The following is a 15,857-nucleotide window of genomic DNA, read 5'->3' as shown; positions in this document are numbered from 1 at the left end:
GGGAGTCTCCGCGGGGACGAAGGTCGTTGTATTCCTCGATAGTCCCCACATCGTCATTGCGAGCGCAGCGAAGCAATCCAGACTGTCTCCGCGGAGGGACTCTGGATTGCTTCGCTGCGCTCGCAATGACGTGTTGAGAGAGCGTTGCTCCTGGGGGACATATGACTCGCGGAGAGTCCCCCTCACCCGGAATTTGCCACCGCAAATTCCGGCCTCTCCCCGCAGGCGCGGAGAGGCGAAGACCTACACCCGCGGCATGCTCGCAGGCCTTACCTCGCGGGCCTGCGCCGCGAGCCTGATCCCGGCATTGGCTGCCCCAAATCCCTGATAATCCCGTCGCTCCACGATCTCGAAGAAGAAGCGCTCATCGAAGATGTGGGTGTAGACCTGGAAGAACTCGCCGTCGCCTTCGCGGTCGTAGAGGATGTGGTTGGCGCGCAGCTGCGCCATCAGGTCGGGCGCGAGGTCGTATTTGGCTTCGATGTCGTCGTAGTAGTTATCAGGGATATCCAGGAAATCCGCGCCACGCTTGCGCATCGCGGCGACCGTCGCAAAAATATCCCGGCAGGAGAACGCGACGTGCTGCACGCCCGAGCCGAAGAACTCCGAGATGAAGCGCGCCGGCAGGGTGCGGTTGGCGGATGAGCCGTTGAGCACGAAGCGCAGGCTCTGGTCGGCGTTGATGACCGCCTGGCTCTGCACGAGGCCACGCGGGTCGGCGATCTCCATCTGCGGCAGCCGCTTCAGGTCGAGAATGCCGGTGTAGAACAGCAGCCAGGACAGCATCTCGTCGTAGGGCATCGACTGCGCGATGTGATCGACGGCGAGCAGGGCGTCGGCGTTCGCGTCACTTGCGACCGGCTCGAAATCGGTATCCCAGTTCTTGCCGGCCTGATCGAGGAAATAGAGCAGGCTGCCGCCGACGCCATGGATCGCGGGAATCTCCAGCTCGCCCGGCCCGACCGGCTGGTAGAAGGTGCGCGTCTTCAGCGCTTCGGCGCGCTGCATGGCAAGACCGGCATTGTCGACGTCGAGCGCGATCGCGCAGACGCCGGGGCCGTGCGTGACGTAGTGCGAATGCGCAAAGCCGTCGGTCTCACAATTGATCACGAGCTCGACCTTGCCCTGCGACCAGCGCTCCACGGCCTTGCTGCGATGCTTGCCGGTCTTGCGGAAGCCCAGCTGCGCGAAGAGGCGGGCGAGGTCGACCGCCTTGGTCTCGTTGACGGCAAACTCGATGAAGCCGGTGCCATGGCTCTTCGCCTTCGGCGCCAGCGGCTCGCTGACAAGCTTCGGCCAATCCGGTGCAAGCTGATCCTCCAGCAGGATCAGCGAACGCAGGCCGTCGACCGCGGTCTGCGCGGACGAGCCGGCGCGGAACTGGTCGTTGAAGATTTCGAGCGACAGCGGCCCGGCATAGCCGGTCGCTGCGATGGCCTGCATGAATTCACCGACCGGCAGATCGCCCTGGCCGGGGAAGGAGCGGAAGTGCCGGCTCCACGAGAGGATGTCGAGCTCGAGCTTCGGCGCGTCGGCGAGCTGCACCAGAAAGATCTTGTCGCCGGGGATCGAGGCCATGGCGCGAACCGGAAAGCCGGGCGCGAGCGCGTGAAAACTGTCGAGAATGACGCCGATCGCGGGATGATCGGCGCGCCGCACGATCTCCCAGGCATCGCGGTAGTCGTTGACATGGCGGCCCCAGGCCAACGCCTCGTAACCGACTCGCAACCCACGCTTGGCCGCGCGTTCGCCCAGTTCGCGAAAATCGTCCGCGGCGCGATCGATGCCGCCGAGCGAGGCGGGCGAGACGTTGGAGCAGATCAGCAGCAGGTCGGTGCCGAGCTCCTGCATCAGGTCGAACTTGCGCTCGGCGCGAGCAAAGTTGCGCGTCCGCTGCGGCTCCGGCATGCCCTCGAAATCGCGGAACGGCTGGAATGCGCAAATCTCGAGATTGAGATCCTTGCACAGCTGCGCTACCTCGCGCGGACTTGCGCCGAACGACAGCAGATCGTTCTCGAAAATCTCGACCGAGTCGAACCCGGCTGATGCGATGGCGCGGAGCTTCTCGTCCAGGCTGCCAGAGAGCGAGACGGTCGCGATCGAACGCTTGTTCATGCTGCGTTGTCCTCCATGGCGCCGCCGAGAAAGAGCTGGCCGATGCGCGGATCGTTCAGAATGCGCTTCGCGCCGTCGACCATGCGGGTCTGGCCGAGCTCGAGCACGATTCCGATGTCGGAAATCTCCAGCGCCGAGCGCGCATTCTGCTCGATCATCAGGATGGTGACACCGCGGTCGCGCAAGCCTTTCAGGATGTCGAAGGTCTGCTGCACCATCAGCGGCGACAGGCCAATTGAGGGCTCGTCGATCAGCACGAGCTTGGGCTCGAGCAGCAGCGAGCGCGCGATCTCGAGCTGCTTCTGCTCGCCGCCGGAGAGCGTGGAGGCCTGCTGCGCCGACTTGCGGCGCAGCGCGGGAAACAGGTCGAGCGCGGCTTCGATCCGTGCGGACAGGTCGATGCCCTTGCCGGCGGAGACGCCGCCGAGCTCGATATTGTGGCGCACCGACAGTTCGGGAAAGATGTTGCGGCCCTGTGGCACGTAGCAGATGCCGGCATTGAGCAGCGCGCGCTGGCTCAAATTGGTGACGTCGCGGCCCGCAAAGCTGATCTTGCCTTCGCGCAGCTTCAACAGGCCGAAGATCGCCTTGAACACGGTCGACTTGCCGGCACCGTTGGGGCCGATGATGGTGGTGATGGTCGCCTGCGGCACGGCAAACGTCGTGCCGTTCAAAATCGTCATCTTGCCGTAGCCGCCGACGAGATTGTGAACCGAGAGGATCGGGTCGCTCATGATGGCTTCCTAATGTCCGAGATAGGCTTCGATCACGGCGGGATTTTTCCGCACTTCGTCCGGCCGCCCCATCGCCAGCACCTTGCCTTCCGCCATCACCATCACGCGCGAGCACAGCGACATCACGAATTCCATGTTGTGCTCGATCACGACGAAGGTGGCGTTCTTCTCGCGGTTGATCGCGACCAGGCGATCCTTCAGGTCCGACAGCATCGACGGGTTGACGCCGCCGGCGGGCTCGTCGAGCAGGACGAGGCGCGGCCCGCCCATGAAGGCCATCGCGGCATCGAGCAGTTTTTGCTGGCCATAGGAGAGCCCGCCGGCCGGCTCGTCGGCGAGATGGTCGAGCTTGAAGAAGCCGATCATCTGGTTGGCGGCCTCGGTCAGCCCGGCATCGGAGCGGCCGACCAGGCGCGAGGCCATGTTGCCCTGGTGCTCCTGCCCCGCGAGGATCAGGTTCTCGCGCACCGAGAGCTTTGGGAAGACCTGCAAGAGCTGGAAGGTGCGGCTGACCCCGAGCTTGTTGAGCTCGGCGGGACGCAGGCCCGTGACCACCTTGCCGTCGAGCTTGACCTCGCCGCCTGATGGTGTGAGCTGGCCGAGGATGCAGTTGAACAGGGTCGACTTGCCGCAGCCGTTCGGGCCGATCAGGCCGAGGATCTCGCCCTCGCGGACGTCGAATGAGACGCCGTCGACCGCGCTGATGCCGCCGAAATTCTTCTTGATGCCGGTGACTTCCAGGACCGCGCTCATTGCACCGTCTCCAGCCGGGACTTTGCAACGGCCCGCAGTGCGGAGGCCGCCTTGGTGCGGCGCTCGGCGAGGTAGCGATCGAGAATCCCCAGAATGCCGGTCGGCGACCAGATCAAGAGAAGCATCACTGCGACCGCGTAGAGCATCAGATAATACCCTTCCGTGAAGCGCAGCCATTCCGGCAACAGCACCGCGATCATCGCGCCGAGGAAGGGGCCGAAGTAGAAGCCGGCACCGCCGACGATCACCATCATCAAGAGGTCGAGCGAGAGCGACAGGTTGAACGGCACGGGATCGATATATTGCGTCAGCGGCGCATAGAGCGCGCCGGCGACGCCGCCGAGCGCCGAGCCGATCGCGAACGCCATCAGCGTATAGCGCCTTGTGTCCACGCCGAGCGACTGCGCGCGCAGCGGATTTTCGCGCAATGCCATGAAGGCACGGCCCCAGGGCGAGCGGATCAGCCACCACACCGCGAGCGACACGATCGCAAGCGAGCCGAGGCAGACATAGTAGAAGGGTAGCGGCTTGTTGGTCGCGATGCCGAAGATGTGCGGCCGGGGAATGTTGGAGATGCCGTAGATGCCGCCGGTGAGCCAGCTTTCGTTGCGGAACACCAGGAAGGCGAGGGTGGAGAAGGCGAGGGTGACGAAGGCGAGGTAATGGTGCTGCACGCGCAGCGCCGGATAGCCGAGCACCCAGCCGACCGCGAAGCTCAAGGCAATCGCGACCACGATCGCCGCCGGCAGCGGCCAGCCATGGGTCGTCATGATCGCTGCCGCATAGGCGCCGATCCCGACGAAGGCGCCTTGCGCCAGCGAGACCTGGCCGGCATAGCCGAGTGTCAAATTGAGCCCCATCGCGGCGATGCTCATCACCGCCCACTGGCTCAGGATGAACAGGCCGTAGCGGTTGAAATTCATGGGGACGATGATCAGGCCGGCAATGACGATGAGGCCGAGCGCGATCTTCAACGGTTTGGCGAAGCCGCTCATACGGTGCGCTCCTCGGCGCGGCCGAGCAAGCCCTGCGGCCGGAACAGGATGACAGCGATCAGGAAGATCATCGGAACGGCGGCGCGGTACTGCGTCGAGACATAGGCGGCTGCGAGATTGTCGAGCACGCCGATCAGGAGGCCGCCGGCGATGGCGCCGCGCACCTGGTTGAAGCCGCCGACGATCGCGGCGATGAAGGCGGCCTGGCCGAGCACCTCGCCGGAGGAGAACTTTGCGAGGTAGATCGGCGTGATCAAAAGCGACGCCAGCGCGACCAGGAAGGCGTTGATCAGGAACGTCAGCAGGATCATGCGCTCGACCGGCACGCCGATGATGCGCGCCACCGTCGGGTTCTGCGCCGCCGCCTGCATCTGGTGACCGAGCGAAGTGCGGTTGAGAAGGCTCGTCAGGCCGAAGACGGCAAGAATGGCGAGGACGAGGACGCCGATGCTTTGCAGCGATACGGCATGTCCAAGAATGGAAATATCGCCGGTCGGCACGATCGAGGGGAAGGGCGAGGCCTCCGCGCTGAAGAACTGCTTCACGGCCTCCTTGATGCCGATCGCGAGCGCCATCGTCGCGATCGCCAGCGGCAGCACGCCATGGCGCATCATCGGATCGACCAGCAGCATCTTGAAGGCGAGGCCCAGCAGGAGCATCGAGAGCAGGATGCCGAGGATGATCGCGAGCCAGAACGGCGCGCCGGCATGCATCGCCGCCAGCATCAGGAACGCCGGCAGCATCACGAACTCGCCTTGCGCGAAATTGATGGTCTGCGAGGTCTGCCACAGTAGCGTGAAGCCGACCGCGACCAGCGCATAGATCGCACCGGTGGCTAGTCCCGCGACCAGAAGATCGAACAGATTGGACATTTTCCCCTCTCGTGTCCCTACCGCCGCTCTGTCGTCTCCCTCGCCCCGTTCTTACGGGGAGAGGGCGGGGGTGAGGGGCTGTCTCCGCAAGCTCATCTCTCACCGTCTGCGCAGAAGCACCCCTCACCCCAACCCTCTCCCCGCGAAGAGCGGGGCGAGGGAGAGGAGAGACCTCTCCCTGGGTCCGCCTTCGCTGAAGCTTCGGCGGGACGGGCGCGGGGAGAGGCGAAAAAGCCTCACTTCACCTTCGGCAGGACCTGCTTCACCACCTGCTTGCCTTCGACCACCTCGACCAGAAAGCTCTGCCGGTCGATGTCGCCGGTCTCGCTGAAGGTGACGTCCATCAGGATGCCCGGCTCGTCCGCGGCCTTGATGGTCAGGCCGTGCAGCGTGTCGGCGAACGCCTTGCTGTCGACCTTGCCCATCTTCTCGGTGGTGGCCTTCACCATGTAGACGGCGAGATAGCCCTTCAGGCCGTTATGGTCGGGCACGTAATTGTACTTCTTGGCGAACTTGTCGCGGAACGCCTTGATCAGGTCGACCGGTGCGTCCGTGGTGAGGCCGACATGGCCGCGCGCACCGTTGGCGGCATCGCCGGCGAGCTCGATCACCTTCTGGCCGATCAGCGTGGTCTCGCCCATCAGCGGCGCGGTGACGCCCTGGCGCTTCAGCTCTTTCAGGATGCGCGCGCTCTCTTCTTCATTCAGGTAGACGAACACCGCGTCGGGATTGGCGGCCTTGATCTTGCCGACGTCGGCGGCGAAGTCGGCTTGGCCTGCTTCGGTCGAGAGGTCGGCGACCACCTTGGAGCCAAGACGGTCGAGTTCCTTCACGACGACGTCGCGGCCGCCGCGGCCGAAGTCGTTGTTGACCCAGACCACCGCGACCGTCTTCGCCTTCATGTCGTCGTGGATGTATTTTGCGACCTTCGGCATCGACGACTGCTGGCCGAACGAGGTGCGGAACAGGAATTTGTTGCCACCTTGCGTCAGTTCGGCGGCTTCGCCGCCCATGATCTGCGCGATGCCGGCTTCGGCCGCGAGTGGCGCCGTCACCTTGACCGAGCCGGAATAGCCGGGCCCGAGCAGGACATAGGGCTCGGCGTCGAGCGCCTTCTGCACCTGGGCGCGGGCAACGCCGGGGTTGGACTGCGAATCGGCGTGGCTGACCTCCAACTTGCGTCCGAGCACGCCGCCCTTGGCGTTGATCTCCTCGATCGCGAGGTCGATGCCGTTCTTCCAGTTGGTGCCGACGGTGGCGCCGCCGCCCGAGAGTTCGGCGACGTCGGCGAGCTTGATCGCCTGCGCGTGGACGCTGGTTGCAGTCGCGAAGGCAAGCAAGGCGCCTGCCACTAGGGTCGATTTCATGGTCACTCCTCCCATTTTTCGTTGATGTTGTCCGCGGCCTTGTGTCCGGCCGCTTCGGTTACGCGGCGTGATAGGCCGCGCTTCGCGCCGCCATCACCTCGTCGAATGCCTCTCCCATGACCTCGGTCGATGGGGCAAGGCCGGTGAACAATTCGAAGGCGTCAGCGGCCTGGTAGATCGCGAGCTCCCGCCCGGTCATGATCCGCGCGCCCTTGGCCTGTGCCGCTGCCAGCAGCGGCGTGATCAGCGGCGAATAGACGGCGTCCGCGACCCACATTTTCTCGTGCAGCAAGGCCGCCGGGACCGGCATGCCCCGGTTCGGCAGCATGCCGACCGGCGTGCCGTTGACGAGGCCGGTTGCGCCATCGAGCGCGTCCTCGACGCTTTTAGCCACCGTGGCGCCGCCGTGCCTGGCAAGCAATGAAGCGAGCTTTTCGGCGCGCGCCGTCTCGCTGTCGAAGATGCGGAGGCCGGAGACCTTTAGGCTCGCCAGTGCAAAGGCGATCGCCTTGCCGACGCCGCCCGTTCCGATCACGGCGACTGCATTTGCGGACGGTGCCAGCAGCGGCGCGACCGCACGTGCAAACCCGGTCGTGTCGGTGTTGTGGCCGATCAGCCGGCCGTCCTTGACGACGACGGTGTTGACCGCGCCCATGGCGGCCGCGCCCGGCGCCAGCTCGTCGAGCAGCGGGACCACCGCTTCCTTGTAAGGGTAAGTCACGTTGACGCCGGCAAAGCCGAGCCGCCGCACGCCCTCGAGCATCATGCGGAGCCCGGCCGCATCGGCGCCGGCGACCTCGATGAGCTGGTAGTGACCGCGCAGGCCGAGCGCCTCGGCGGCCCGCTCGTGCATGGCAGGGGAGGCAGAATGCGCGATCGGCGCCCCGATCAGGCCGGTGAGAAGCTTCTTGCTGGCGGCGTATCCGCGCTTGGACATGGTTGGCTATCGTCTCGTTGGGAGCGTTGGGTCCTGGCCATTAGCGGGGAAATCCGCACAATTCCAAGGGGCTTCCAGTTGCGACGATAGCCTTTCCCGTGCCTAACACAATTACCCATTTATTGGGCAAACCTAACATAATGTTATTTCTTCCGCGCGCGTGCCGGGGCGGTGTTGCCCTCGCTGCGGGACGGCTCCACCGCGCGCATCTCGGCGCGCAGGGCCTCGATGAAATACTCGACATGGAGCGACAGCGGCGCGCCGCGCTTCACCGCGATATAGGTCTCGAACCGCGTCGGCTCGGTGATCTTCAACAGCTCGATTCCCGGATAGCCGCCATGGGCCACCGTGAACTGGTCGATGATGGCGATGCCGAGCCCTGCCTTCACCAGCGCACACACCGTGGTGCCGAAGCGCGCGCGGATCGTGATGTTGTAGTCGAGCCGGTGGCGCGCAAAGATCCCGGCCATGATCCGGCCGTAGGGATCGTTGGGATCGATGCCGATCAGCGGATAGCGGGTGATCTCGGCCGCCGAGACCTGCTTGCGGCCGGCAAGCTCGTGACCCGGCGGCACGATGCAATAGAGCTCACCCGAGGCGAGCGGCATGAAGTCGAGCCCGGAATGCTCGAGCCGATAGCTCATCGCCACACATTCGCCGCGGCCGAGCAGGAGGTAGTCGATGGCCTCCTCGAGCTTGAGGATGTTGATGTCGATGCCGAGATCGGGGTAGCGGCGCCGGACGCGCTCGATCGCGCGCGGCACCATCACCTGGGAGATGCTCGGCACCGAACCGATGCGCAATTCCGACAAACCGCCGCGGCCGATCTTGGAGATGAGCTCGGAGAGGTCGTCGACCTTCTTGTAGACGCCGTTGATCTGCTCAAAGATGTTCTCGGCTTCCGGCGTCGGGAAATAGCGCCCGTTCTGGCGCTGGAAGAAGCGGATGCCGAGCGTGCGCTCGGTGTATTTGACCAGCCGGCTGATCCCCGGCGCCGACACGTTGAGCAGCTTCGCCGCGCCGCCGATGGTACCCGTCACCATCACGGCACGGATCACTTCAACCTGGCGCAGCGTCATCATGTCGTGGGCATCCCAAAGAGGATCGTGGTGGCGATCATCTCACGAGAGCCGTGATGTCATCCAGCGGCAAGTGTGCGACGGAGCGGGCGGCGCTTCACCCTCCCCCTCCAGGGGAGGGTAAGAGCGCAGCTCGCTCACCGGCAACAATTGCTGATTAACTTCGCAGTCAGAATGTTTCGGCCAAAATCGGCACGTTCGAATGGAAGGGCGCCGCTCGCGCAGAACGTACGCCTCACCTGTAACCGCGTTCTAGCTCGCCGGGCTCTCGGGCGACGCGCTGCCGGGCCGCTCCGCGCGTTCGCGCTGCAGCACTTCGCGCGCGTACTCGATGATCTTCTGCTTGTTTGCCGTTTCGCGGACGGCGAAAAACACGCGGTTGAGTTCCAGGCCGAGCACGCTGTTGAGGGCGATGTCCTCGTCTTCCATCGTGATTTTCCCGCTTCAGACGCCATAGGTGTAACTTGACGTCACTTCCTCCACAAGTAGATTAAATCTCGGGTGCAGACGAGGGCCGGTAAACTACGGAAGCAGCGAATTGAGGCAGCTCCCAAATACGTGCTATACCTACGACGAGGCTCAGGAAACGTACCGATGTCCGCCGTAGACGCCGTAGATTATGGCCGGGAAGCGCTCGACTTCATCGAAGGCCTGGGGACCTATCGCAAGGTACCGGACGCCATGAATGCGCTTGAGGCGGCGTTCGGTCGCTTCGGCTTCGAGACCATCATCGTGACGGGGTTGCCGAATCCCGATCAGCGGTTCGCGCAGATGGTGCTCGCCAAGCGCTGGCCGGCAGGATGGTTCAATCTCTACACCCAGAATAATTACGACCGCGTCGACCCCGTGGTGCGGCTGTGCCGGCAATCGGTCAATCCGTTCGAGTGGTCGGAAGCGCCCTATGATGCCGAGCTCGAGCCGAGCGCGGCCGAGGTGATGAACCGCGCCGGCGATTTTCGCATGTCGCGCGGCTTCATCGTGCCGATCCACGGGCTCACCGGCTACGAGGCGGCGGTGTCGCTCGGCGGCGTCCATCTCGACCTCAATCCCCGCAGCAAGCCGGCACTGCACCTGATGGCAATGTATGGCTTCGACCATATTCGCCGCCTGCTGGATCCGGCGCCGCATCTGTCGACGCGTCTCACCCCGCGCGAGCGCGAGGTGATCGCCTGGGCCTCGCAGGGCAAGTCGGCCTGGGAGATCGGCGAGATCCTGCACATCACGCAGCGCACCGCAGAAGAGCATCTTGCAACCGCCGCGCGCAAGCTCGGTGCCGTCAACCGTACGCATGCGGTTGCACTGGCGATTCGCAACAAGCTCATCAATCCCTAAGCGACGTACTGGGAAATTTCCCAATATCGAACCTGCCTCTTTTCGCAGAGGCTGCCCCTCATTCCGGCTGAATGGGGGTTTTCATGATTCACGCAATTTCTTCGGTCAATCGCCACCTTTACGAAGACGTACTCGAGCAGCACTTCCGACTACGCCACGACATCTTCGTCGAGGAGCGGCACTGGGAGACGCTGCGCCGGCCTGATTGCCGCGAGGTCGATTCCTACGACGACGAGGACACCGTCTATCTGCTCGCGCTGGAAGGCCGGCGCGTCGTCGGCGGTCACCGGCTCTACCCTACCACCAAACCCTCGATGATGAGCGAGGTCTTCCCGCATCTGGCATCGGTTCGCGGCTGCCCTGCGAATCCGCTGGTCTGGGAATGGTCGCGCTACTTTGTCGTGCGCGATCGCCGCGACGGCACTCTCAACCTGCAACTGATGGCAGCGGTGCAGGAGTTCTGCCTCGATCAGGGAATCGCGCAGGTCAGCGCGATCATGGAGACCTGGTGGCTGCCGCGCTTCCATGAGGCCGGCTTCGTCGTGACGCCGCTTGGTCTGCCCGAGCTGGTGGAGAACGCCTGGACCATGGCGGCGACCATCGACATTCGCCGCGAGACCCTCGATGCCCTGCATGATCGCATCGGCATGGATTCGATCGTACAACAGGACGGCCCGCGTCTGGACGCCGTCGCCCGTGCCAACCTCTGCGGCCTTGCTGCCGCGCAACGAAAGAGCGCCTGAAATGTCGAACATGATGCGGGACAGCCAGATCATGGCGCAGACCAAGGACGAGAATCTCGGCTACATGTCCGACATGGCGCTCGAGCTGGCGCAGATGGCGGAAGACACCGGATTGGCAACGCTCGCCTATCTGTTCCGGATGGCGGCGCTGGAAGCCTCGACGGCCAACAGTGTACTGGCCGAGCCGGATGATCTCCCTCGGCAGATGACGTCGCACTAGACGCCTTCTCCTGCTTCCGTCGACCTTCGCGCCCTCTCCCAGGCATGCCTGGGGGAGGGCGATCGTTTGGGTGCGGCAGGTTGACCCATCCTGCGCGGCAGCCTTCTTGCAGGGCCAATTTCGATCGCATGCACCGGCATGCAACAAAGTGCATGTCTGGTGTTGAATCGCTCTTGCCTCGGAACGATACTGCCATTACCCATTTTTCCGCCTTGAAGAGGCAGGGGGAGCTCTTTCACTGATGGCGACCGAGTTCGAACATCGGCGCGACACCGCGTGCGCCTGAAAGAGTTTTGATGCTGCTCGTCGTCGAACAGTTCTTGAACGGATTGCAGTTCGGCCTGCTCCTGTTCCTGCTCGCCGCCGGCCTGACGCTGGTGTTCGGGATCATGGATCTCGTCAACCTCGCGCACGGCTCGCTCTACATGATGGGCGCCTATTTCGCCGCGACCTTTGCGGCCTGGACCGGCAGCTTCCTGCTCGGTGCGCTGCTGGCGTTAGGTGCGACTTTGGTGCTCGGCATCGTGCTGGAGATGTCGGCACTGCGGCATCTCTACGGGCGCGACCATCTCGACCACGTGCTCGCGACCTTCGGTCTGATCCTATTCTTCAATGAAGCCGTGCGGCTGATCTGGGGTCCGGCCGGGCTTGCGCTGCCGCTGCCGGCCTGGCTCACGGTGCCGGTGCCGATCCTGCCCGGCATCCACTATCCCGCTTATCGTCTCGCCATCATCGTGGTGGCGCTGCTGGTCGCGCTGCTGCTCTATCTCGGCGTGATGCGCACCCGCATCGGCATGCTGATCCGCGCCGGCGCCTCCAACCGCGAGATGATCGGCGCGCTCGGCATCAACATCAAGCTGCTCTACACGCTGGTGTTCGGCCTGGGCGCCGCGCTCGCCGGCCTCGCCGGCCTGATGCAGGCGCCGATCCTCACCGTGCAGATCGGCATGGGCGAGAACATCCTGATCCTCGCCTTCGTCATCATCGTGATCGGCGGCATCGGCTCGATCCGTGGCGCGTTCCTCGCCGCGATCTTCGTCGGCATGATCGACACGCTCGGCCGCGCCTTCCTGCCCAACCTGTTGCGGCAGGTGCTGAGCGGCGCCGCCGCCTCCACCGCCGCGCCCGCGCTGTCGTCCATGCTGATCTATCTGCTGATGGCGATCGTGCTGGTGGTGCGCCCGGAGGGGCTGTTTCCGGCCAACCGTCGATGAAGGCTTTCACTGTGAGCAAGGCCGTCACGGCCCTGATGCTGGCGGGCCTCGTGCTGCTGCCGCTCTATTCGCAGCTGTCCGGCAACATCTTCATCCTGACGCTGTTCACCCGCATCGTCATCCTGGCCCTTGCGGCCGCGAGCCTCAACCTCATCATGGGTTTTGGCGGCATGATGAGCTTCGGCCACGCCGCCTATCTCGGCATCGGCGGCTACGCGGTCGGCATGCTCGCGCAGGAAGGCGTCGGCTCCGGCTTCATCCAGTTCCCGGTCGCGCTCGCGGCTTCCGCGATCTATGCGCTGGTGATCGGCGCGCTTTCCCTTCGTACGCGTGGCGTCTACTTCATCATGATCACGCTGGCGTTTGCGCAGATGGCCTATTACGTCGCCTCCGGCCTCGCGCGTTACGGCGGCGATGACGGTCTCACCGTCTACAAGCGCAGCGACTTCTCCGGCCTGATCAACCTGTCGAACCGCACGCAGTTCTATTATCTCTGCCTCGCCTGCCTGTTCGCCGTGATCGTCCTGATCTGGCGCATCGTCAATTCGCGCTTCGGTCTCGTCTTGCAGGGCCTGCGCTCCAACGAGCAGCGGATGCAGGCGATCGGCTTTCCGGCAAAACGCTACAAGCTCGTCTGCTTCGTCATCTCCGGTATGATGTGCGGCCTTGCCGGCGCACTGCTCGCCAACAACACCGATTTCATCAGCCCGGCCGTGATGTACTGGACCCGCTCCGGCGACCTCATGGTGATGGTGATCCTGGGGGGCATGGGCACGCTGTTCGGCCCGGTGATGGGCGCGGTGGTGTTTTTGCTGCTGGAAGAATTCCTGTCGCAGATCACCGAATACTGGGCGCTGATCATGGGCCCGCTCTTGCTGCTGATCGTGCTGTTCGGCCGCGGCGGTATCATGGGCCTGCTCGGGAGGCTCAATCGTGGCTGAACCGCTGCTCCGCGTCGAAAAACTGGTGCGCCGTTTCGGCGGCATCGTTGCGACGGACAACGTCTCGCTCGACGTAGCTAGCGGCGAGCTGCACGCCATCATCGGCCCGAACGGTGCCGGCAAGACCACGCTGATCAGCCAGCTCACCGGGCACCTCGAACCGCATTCCGGCAGCGTCTCGCTCGGCGGCCGCGACATCACCTATCTGCCGGCCTATCGCCGCTGCGCGCTGGGGCTGGCACGCTCGTTCCAGATCACCTCGCTGCTGCTCGACTTCACCGCCGCCGACAATGTCGCGCTGGCGGCGCAGGCGCATGCAGGCCACTCGTTCCGCTTCTTCGCCAATGCGCGCAAGGAGAAGGGCCTGCGCGATGCCGCCCATGCCGCGCTCGACCGCGTCGGGCTCGGCCATCGCGCCGATGTCCTGGTGTCCAGGCTCAGCCATGGCGAGCGCCGCCAGATCGAGCTCGCGGTCGCGCTCGCGAGCAAGCCGAAGCTGCTGCTGCTGGACGAGCCGATGGCGGGTCTTGGCGTCACCGAATCCCAGCGCATGGTGCAACTGCTTCAGGAGCTGCGGAAGGAAGTCTCGATCGTGCTGGTCGAGCACGATATGCCGGCGGTATTCGCGCTCGCCGACCGCATCTCGGTGCTGGTCTATGGCCGCGTCATCGCCTCCGGTGATCCAGCCGCGATCCGCGCCAATGAGGACGTCAAGCGCGCCTATCTCGGCGACCAGCATGTGGTGACGCACCATGTCTGAAAAGGCGATGGCTGACACGCTGCTCGACGTCGACGGCATCGAGACCTGCTACGGCCTCTCCCAGGTGCTGTTCGGCCTGTCGCTGTCGATCAAGCCGGGCGAGATGGTCTCGCTGATGGGCCGCAACGGCATGGGCAAGACCACGACGATCCGCTCCATCATGGGCCTGACACCGGCACGATCAGGCACGATTCGCTTTGCGGGCGCCGAGGTGCGGCAGCTTCCGTCCTATCGAATTGCAAAACTCGGCGTCGGCCTCGTCCCGGAGGGACGCCAAATCTTTCCGAACCTCACCGTGCGCGAAAATCTCGTCGCGGCCGCCGCCGATCGCTTCGCTAGCCCCAATCCCTGGACGCTGGCCGCGATCTACGTGATGTTCCCCCGCCTTGCCGAGCGCGCCGCCAACATGGGCAACCAGCTCTCCGGCGGCGAGCAGCAGATGCTCGCGATCGGCCGCGCGCTGATGACCAACCCAAAGCTGCTGATCCTGGATGAAGCGACCGAAGGCCTTGCGCCGCTGATCCGCGAAGAAATCTGGAATTGCCTGTCGCTGCTGAAGAGCCGGGGACAGTCGATCCTGGTCGTCGACAAGAACGTCGACCACCTCGCCCGCATCTGCGACCGCCACTACATCATCGAGCGCGGCAAGACGGTGTGGAGCGGCACGTCCGTCGAGCTGATGGCGGAGCCGGATCTCCAGCACAAATATCTGGGCATCTGACGCGCTCCTGGATCTGGTTGCCGTATCGTCCGTGCAGGATTGCCGCGCGCGCAGAACCTCGTCGAGGACGTCAGTTTCGAAGCTCTCCAAACTGCGCGCAGAGGTCTTGAGTGCGCCGCCGCCAGCCGCCAATGTCGCGGCGTAGCGGATTCGATGCAGGACTTTTACAATCAAATTGCCGGACGGCCTGAAGACGACATCATCGGCTCCGCACAGCGAGGCGCTTCGACAGCGCCTCAATGGCTGGATTTCCCGGGCTGTGTGTTCATCAGAGGTGAGTTTCGCGCCGATCCCGATCGGCCAGCGATCGTAGGGCCGGGCTTGTTCATCTCCGTTGCGCTCGATGAAGGCGCAGGCCGCGGCATTCTGACGCGCACAACGGGTGCAGGGCAGATGACGGCGATTGCCGTGCGCGAATCCGTCGCCGTAGGAGGCTCGGTTCGCTGCGGCGAACGTCCTGCGATCGGCCTGGCGCTTCCCCAAGCCTCCATCGACGGGCTTGGACTCGGCGACGAGGTTCGGGCGCTGTTCAAGACCGACGCGTTGGGCACGGCCATCGTCTCTGTCACGGCGTCTCCGCGTGTGCAGGCCCTCGCGGTAGAAATGTTCTCGCCACCGGTGGCCGGAAACGCGACGCAATTGCTGCTGTCGGCGCATGCCGCCGAGATCGTGGTCCACGCCTTGTTCGGCGAGCGCGGGATCGCGCTCGATCCTGCAGCCGACCTCCAGCGGGTGCGGTTGCAATCGGTCAAGGCGCGCATGGATGCCGATCTCGCTTATCCCTGGAGCATCGACGAGCTGGCGCGGAATGCGGGGCTGAGCCGCCGGTCCTTCAACCAGAAATTCCAGATGGCGTATGGCGAGAGCGCGATCGACTATTTGCGGGCCCGCCGACTCGATGCCGCACGTGACCTTCTGATTCATCAACGGTTGTCGGTCACCGAGGCGGCCTTTCGGGTCGGCTATGCCCATCCGGCCAATTTCGCGACGGCATTCCGCAGGCACTTCGGCTATTCGCCGAGCCGCTGTCAGTGAACTTGAACGCCTCCACGTGCGATCAAAGGTGATTTGCGC

At 64.4% G+C, this 15,857-nt stretch carries 17 protein-coding genes; 8 read left to right on the top strand and 9 right to left on the bottom strand.

Annotated features, from left to right (window positions below; all coding sequences use genetic code 11):
• Positions 1-243: 243 nt before the first annotated feature.
• From AB7290_RS41450 to AB7290_RS41410, 9 genes are all read right to left on the bottom strand, one after another.
• Positions 244-2,115 (bottom strand): bifunctional sugar phosphate isomerase/epimerase/4-hydroxyphenylpyruvate dioxygenase family protein, encoded by a 1,872-nt coding sequence (locus tag AB7290_RS41450; protein WP_085399237.1) that lies wholly within the window; start codon positions 2,113-2,115, stop codon positions 244-246.
• Complete coding sequence (locus AB7290_RS41445) at positions 2,112-2,849, bottom strand: ABC transporter ATP-binding protein (RefSeq protein WP_085399238.1); 738 nt, start codon at positions 2,847-2,849, stop codon at positions 2,112-2,114. Before AB7290_RS41445 ends, AB7290_RS41450 begins: the two co-directional genes overlap by 4 nt.
• 9 nt (positions 2,850-2,858) lie before the next feature.
• On the bottom strand, positions 2,859-3,602 hold the full coding sequence (locus AB7290_RS41440; RefSeq protein ID WP_085399239.1) for an ABC transporter ATP-binding protein: 744 nt from the start codon (positions 3,600-3,602) through the stop codon (positions 2,859-2,861).
• Entirely contained in the window at positions 3,599-4,597 is a 999-nt protein-coding gene (locus tag AB7290_RS41435) for a branched-chain amino acid ABC transporter permease (protein ID WP_071909113.1), read from the bottom strand. The genes AB7290_RS41440 and AB7290_RS41435 overlap by 4 nt, the downstream gene beginning before the upstream one ends.
• The gene (locus AB7290_RS41430) at positions 4,594-5,469 is read right to left on the bottom strand and encodes a branched-chain amino acid ABC transporter permease (protein WP_063979909.1); all 876 of its coding nucleotides are present in this window, start codon (positions 5,467-5,469) and stop codon (positions 4,594-4,596) included. The genes AB7290_RS41435 and AB7290_RS41430 overlap by 4 nt, the downstream gene beginning before the upstream one ends.
• Before the next feature lie 236 nt (positions 5,470-5,705).
• Positions 5,706-6,836 (bottom strand): ABC transporter substrate-binding protein, encoded by a 1,131-nt coding sequence (locus tag AB7290_RS41425; RefSeq protein ID WP_085399240.1) that lies wholly within the window; start codon positions 6,834-6,836, stop codon positions 5,706-5,708.
• Between the two features lie 58 nt (positions 6,837-6,894).
• Positions 6,895-7,773 carry a shikimate dehydrogenase gene (locus AB7290_RS41420; RefSeq protein ID WP_085399241.1) on the bottom strand — a complete coding sequence of 293 codons (879 nt, stop codon included), beginning with the start codon at positions 7,771-7,773 and terminating at the stop codon, positions 6,895-6,897.
• Between the two features lie 143 nt (positions 7,774-7,916).
• Positions 7,917-8,855, bottom strand: a complete 939-nt coding sequence (locus tag AB7290_RS41415) for a LysR family transcriptional regulator (protein WP_085399242.1) — start codon at positions 8,853-8,855, stop codon at positions 7,917-7,919.
• 249 nt (positions 8,856-9,104) lie between these two features.
• Positions 9,105-9,281 (bottom strand): hypothetical protein, encoded by a 177-nt coding sequence (locus AB7290_RS41410; RefSeq protein WP_014491261.1) that lies wholly within the window; start codon positions 9,279-9,281, stop codon positions 9,105-9,107.
• A 165-nt stretch (positions 9,282-9,446) separates the two neighbouring features.
• Here AB7290_RS41410 and AB7290_RS41405 point away from each other — a divergent pair, with 165 nt between their 5' ends.
• The 8 genes from AB7290_RS41405 to AB7290_RS41370 all read left to right on the top strand — a co-directional run bounded on the left by AB7290_RS41405 (position 9,447) and on the right by AB7290_RS41370 (position 15,818).
• Positions 9,447-10,184, top strand: a complete 738-nt coding sequence (locus tag AB7290_RS41405; RefSeq protein ID WP_063979905.1) for a helix-turn-helix transcriptional regulator — start codon at positions 9,447-9,449, stop codon at positions 10,182-10,184.
• A gap of 83 nt (positions 10,185-10,267) precedes the next feature.
• Positions 10,268-10,927, top strand: coding sequence for an acyl-homoserine-lactone synthase (locus AB7290_RS41400; protein WP_071909116.1), 660 nt, complete (start codon positions 10,268-10,270; stop codon positions 10,925-10,927).
• A gap of 1 nt (position 10,928) precedes the next feature.
• Complete coding sequence (locus AB7290_RS41395; RefSeq protein ID WP_008540920.1) at positions 10,929-11,147, top strand: hypothetical protein; 219 nt, start codon at positions 10,929-10,931, stop codon at positions 11,145-11,147.
• Between the two features lie 296 nt (positions 11,148-11,443).
• Positions 11,444-12,361 (top strand): branched-chain amino acid ABC transporter permease, encoded by a 918-nt coding sequence (locus AB7290_RS41390; protein ID WP_008143427.1) that lies wholly within the window; start codon positions 11,444-11,446, stop codon positions 12,359-12,361.
• Positions 12,358-13,302: a branched-chain amino acid ABC transporter permease gene (locus AB7290_RS41385; protein WP_085399243.1), complete on the top strand. Its 945-nt coding sequence runs from the start codon at positions 12,358-12,360 to the stop codon at positions 13,300-13,302. The genes AB7290_RS41390 and AB7290_RS41385 overlap by 4 nt, the downstream gene beginning before the upstream one ends.
• The gene (locus AB7290_RS41380) at positions 13,295-14,062 is read left to right on the top strand and encodes an ABC transporter ATP-binding protein (RefSeq protein WP_063979902.1); all 768 of its coding nucleotides are present in this window, start codon (positions 13,295-13,297) and stop codon (positions 14,060-14,062) included. Before AB7290_RS41385 ends, AB7290_RS41380 begins: the two co-directional genes overlap by 8 nt.
• Positions 14,055-14,783, top strand: a complete 729-nt coding sequence (locus AB7290_RS41375; protein ID WP_085399244.1) for an ABC transporter ATP-binding protein — start codon at positions 14,055-14,057, stop codon at positions 14,781-14,783. Before AB7290_RS41380 ends, AB7290_RS41375 begins: the two co-directional genes overlap by 8 nt.
• A gap of 39 nt (positions 14,784-14,822) precedes the next feature.
• Positions 14,823-15,818: an AraC family transcriptional regulator gene (locus AB7290_RS41370; RefSeq protein WP_244623213.1), complete on the top strand. Its 996-nt coding sequence runs from the start codon at positions 14,823-14,825 to the stop codon at positions 15,816-15,818.
• Positions 15,819-15,857: the final 39 nt, after the last annotated feature.

Origin of the sequence: Bradyrhizobium sp. 613_E4_N2_2, assembly GCF_052075995.1 — a bacterium.
Taxonomy (GTDB): Bacteria; Pseudomonadota; Alphaproteobacteria; order Rhizobiales; family Xanthobacteraceae; genus Bradyrhizobium; species Bradyrhizobium barranii.
The sequence above is the reverse complement of the archived record's forward strand: the minus strand, read 5'-3'. Positions and strand labels throughout refer to the sequence as shown.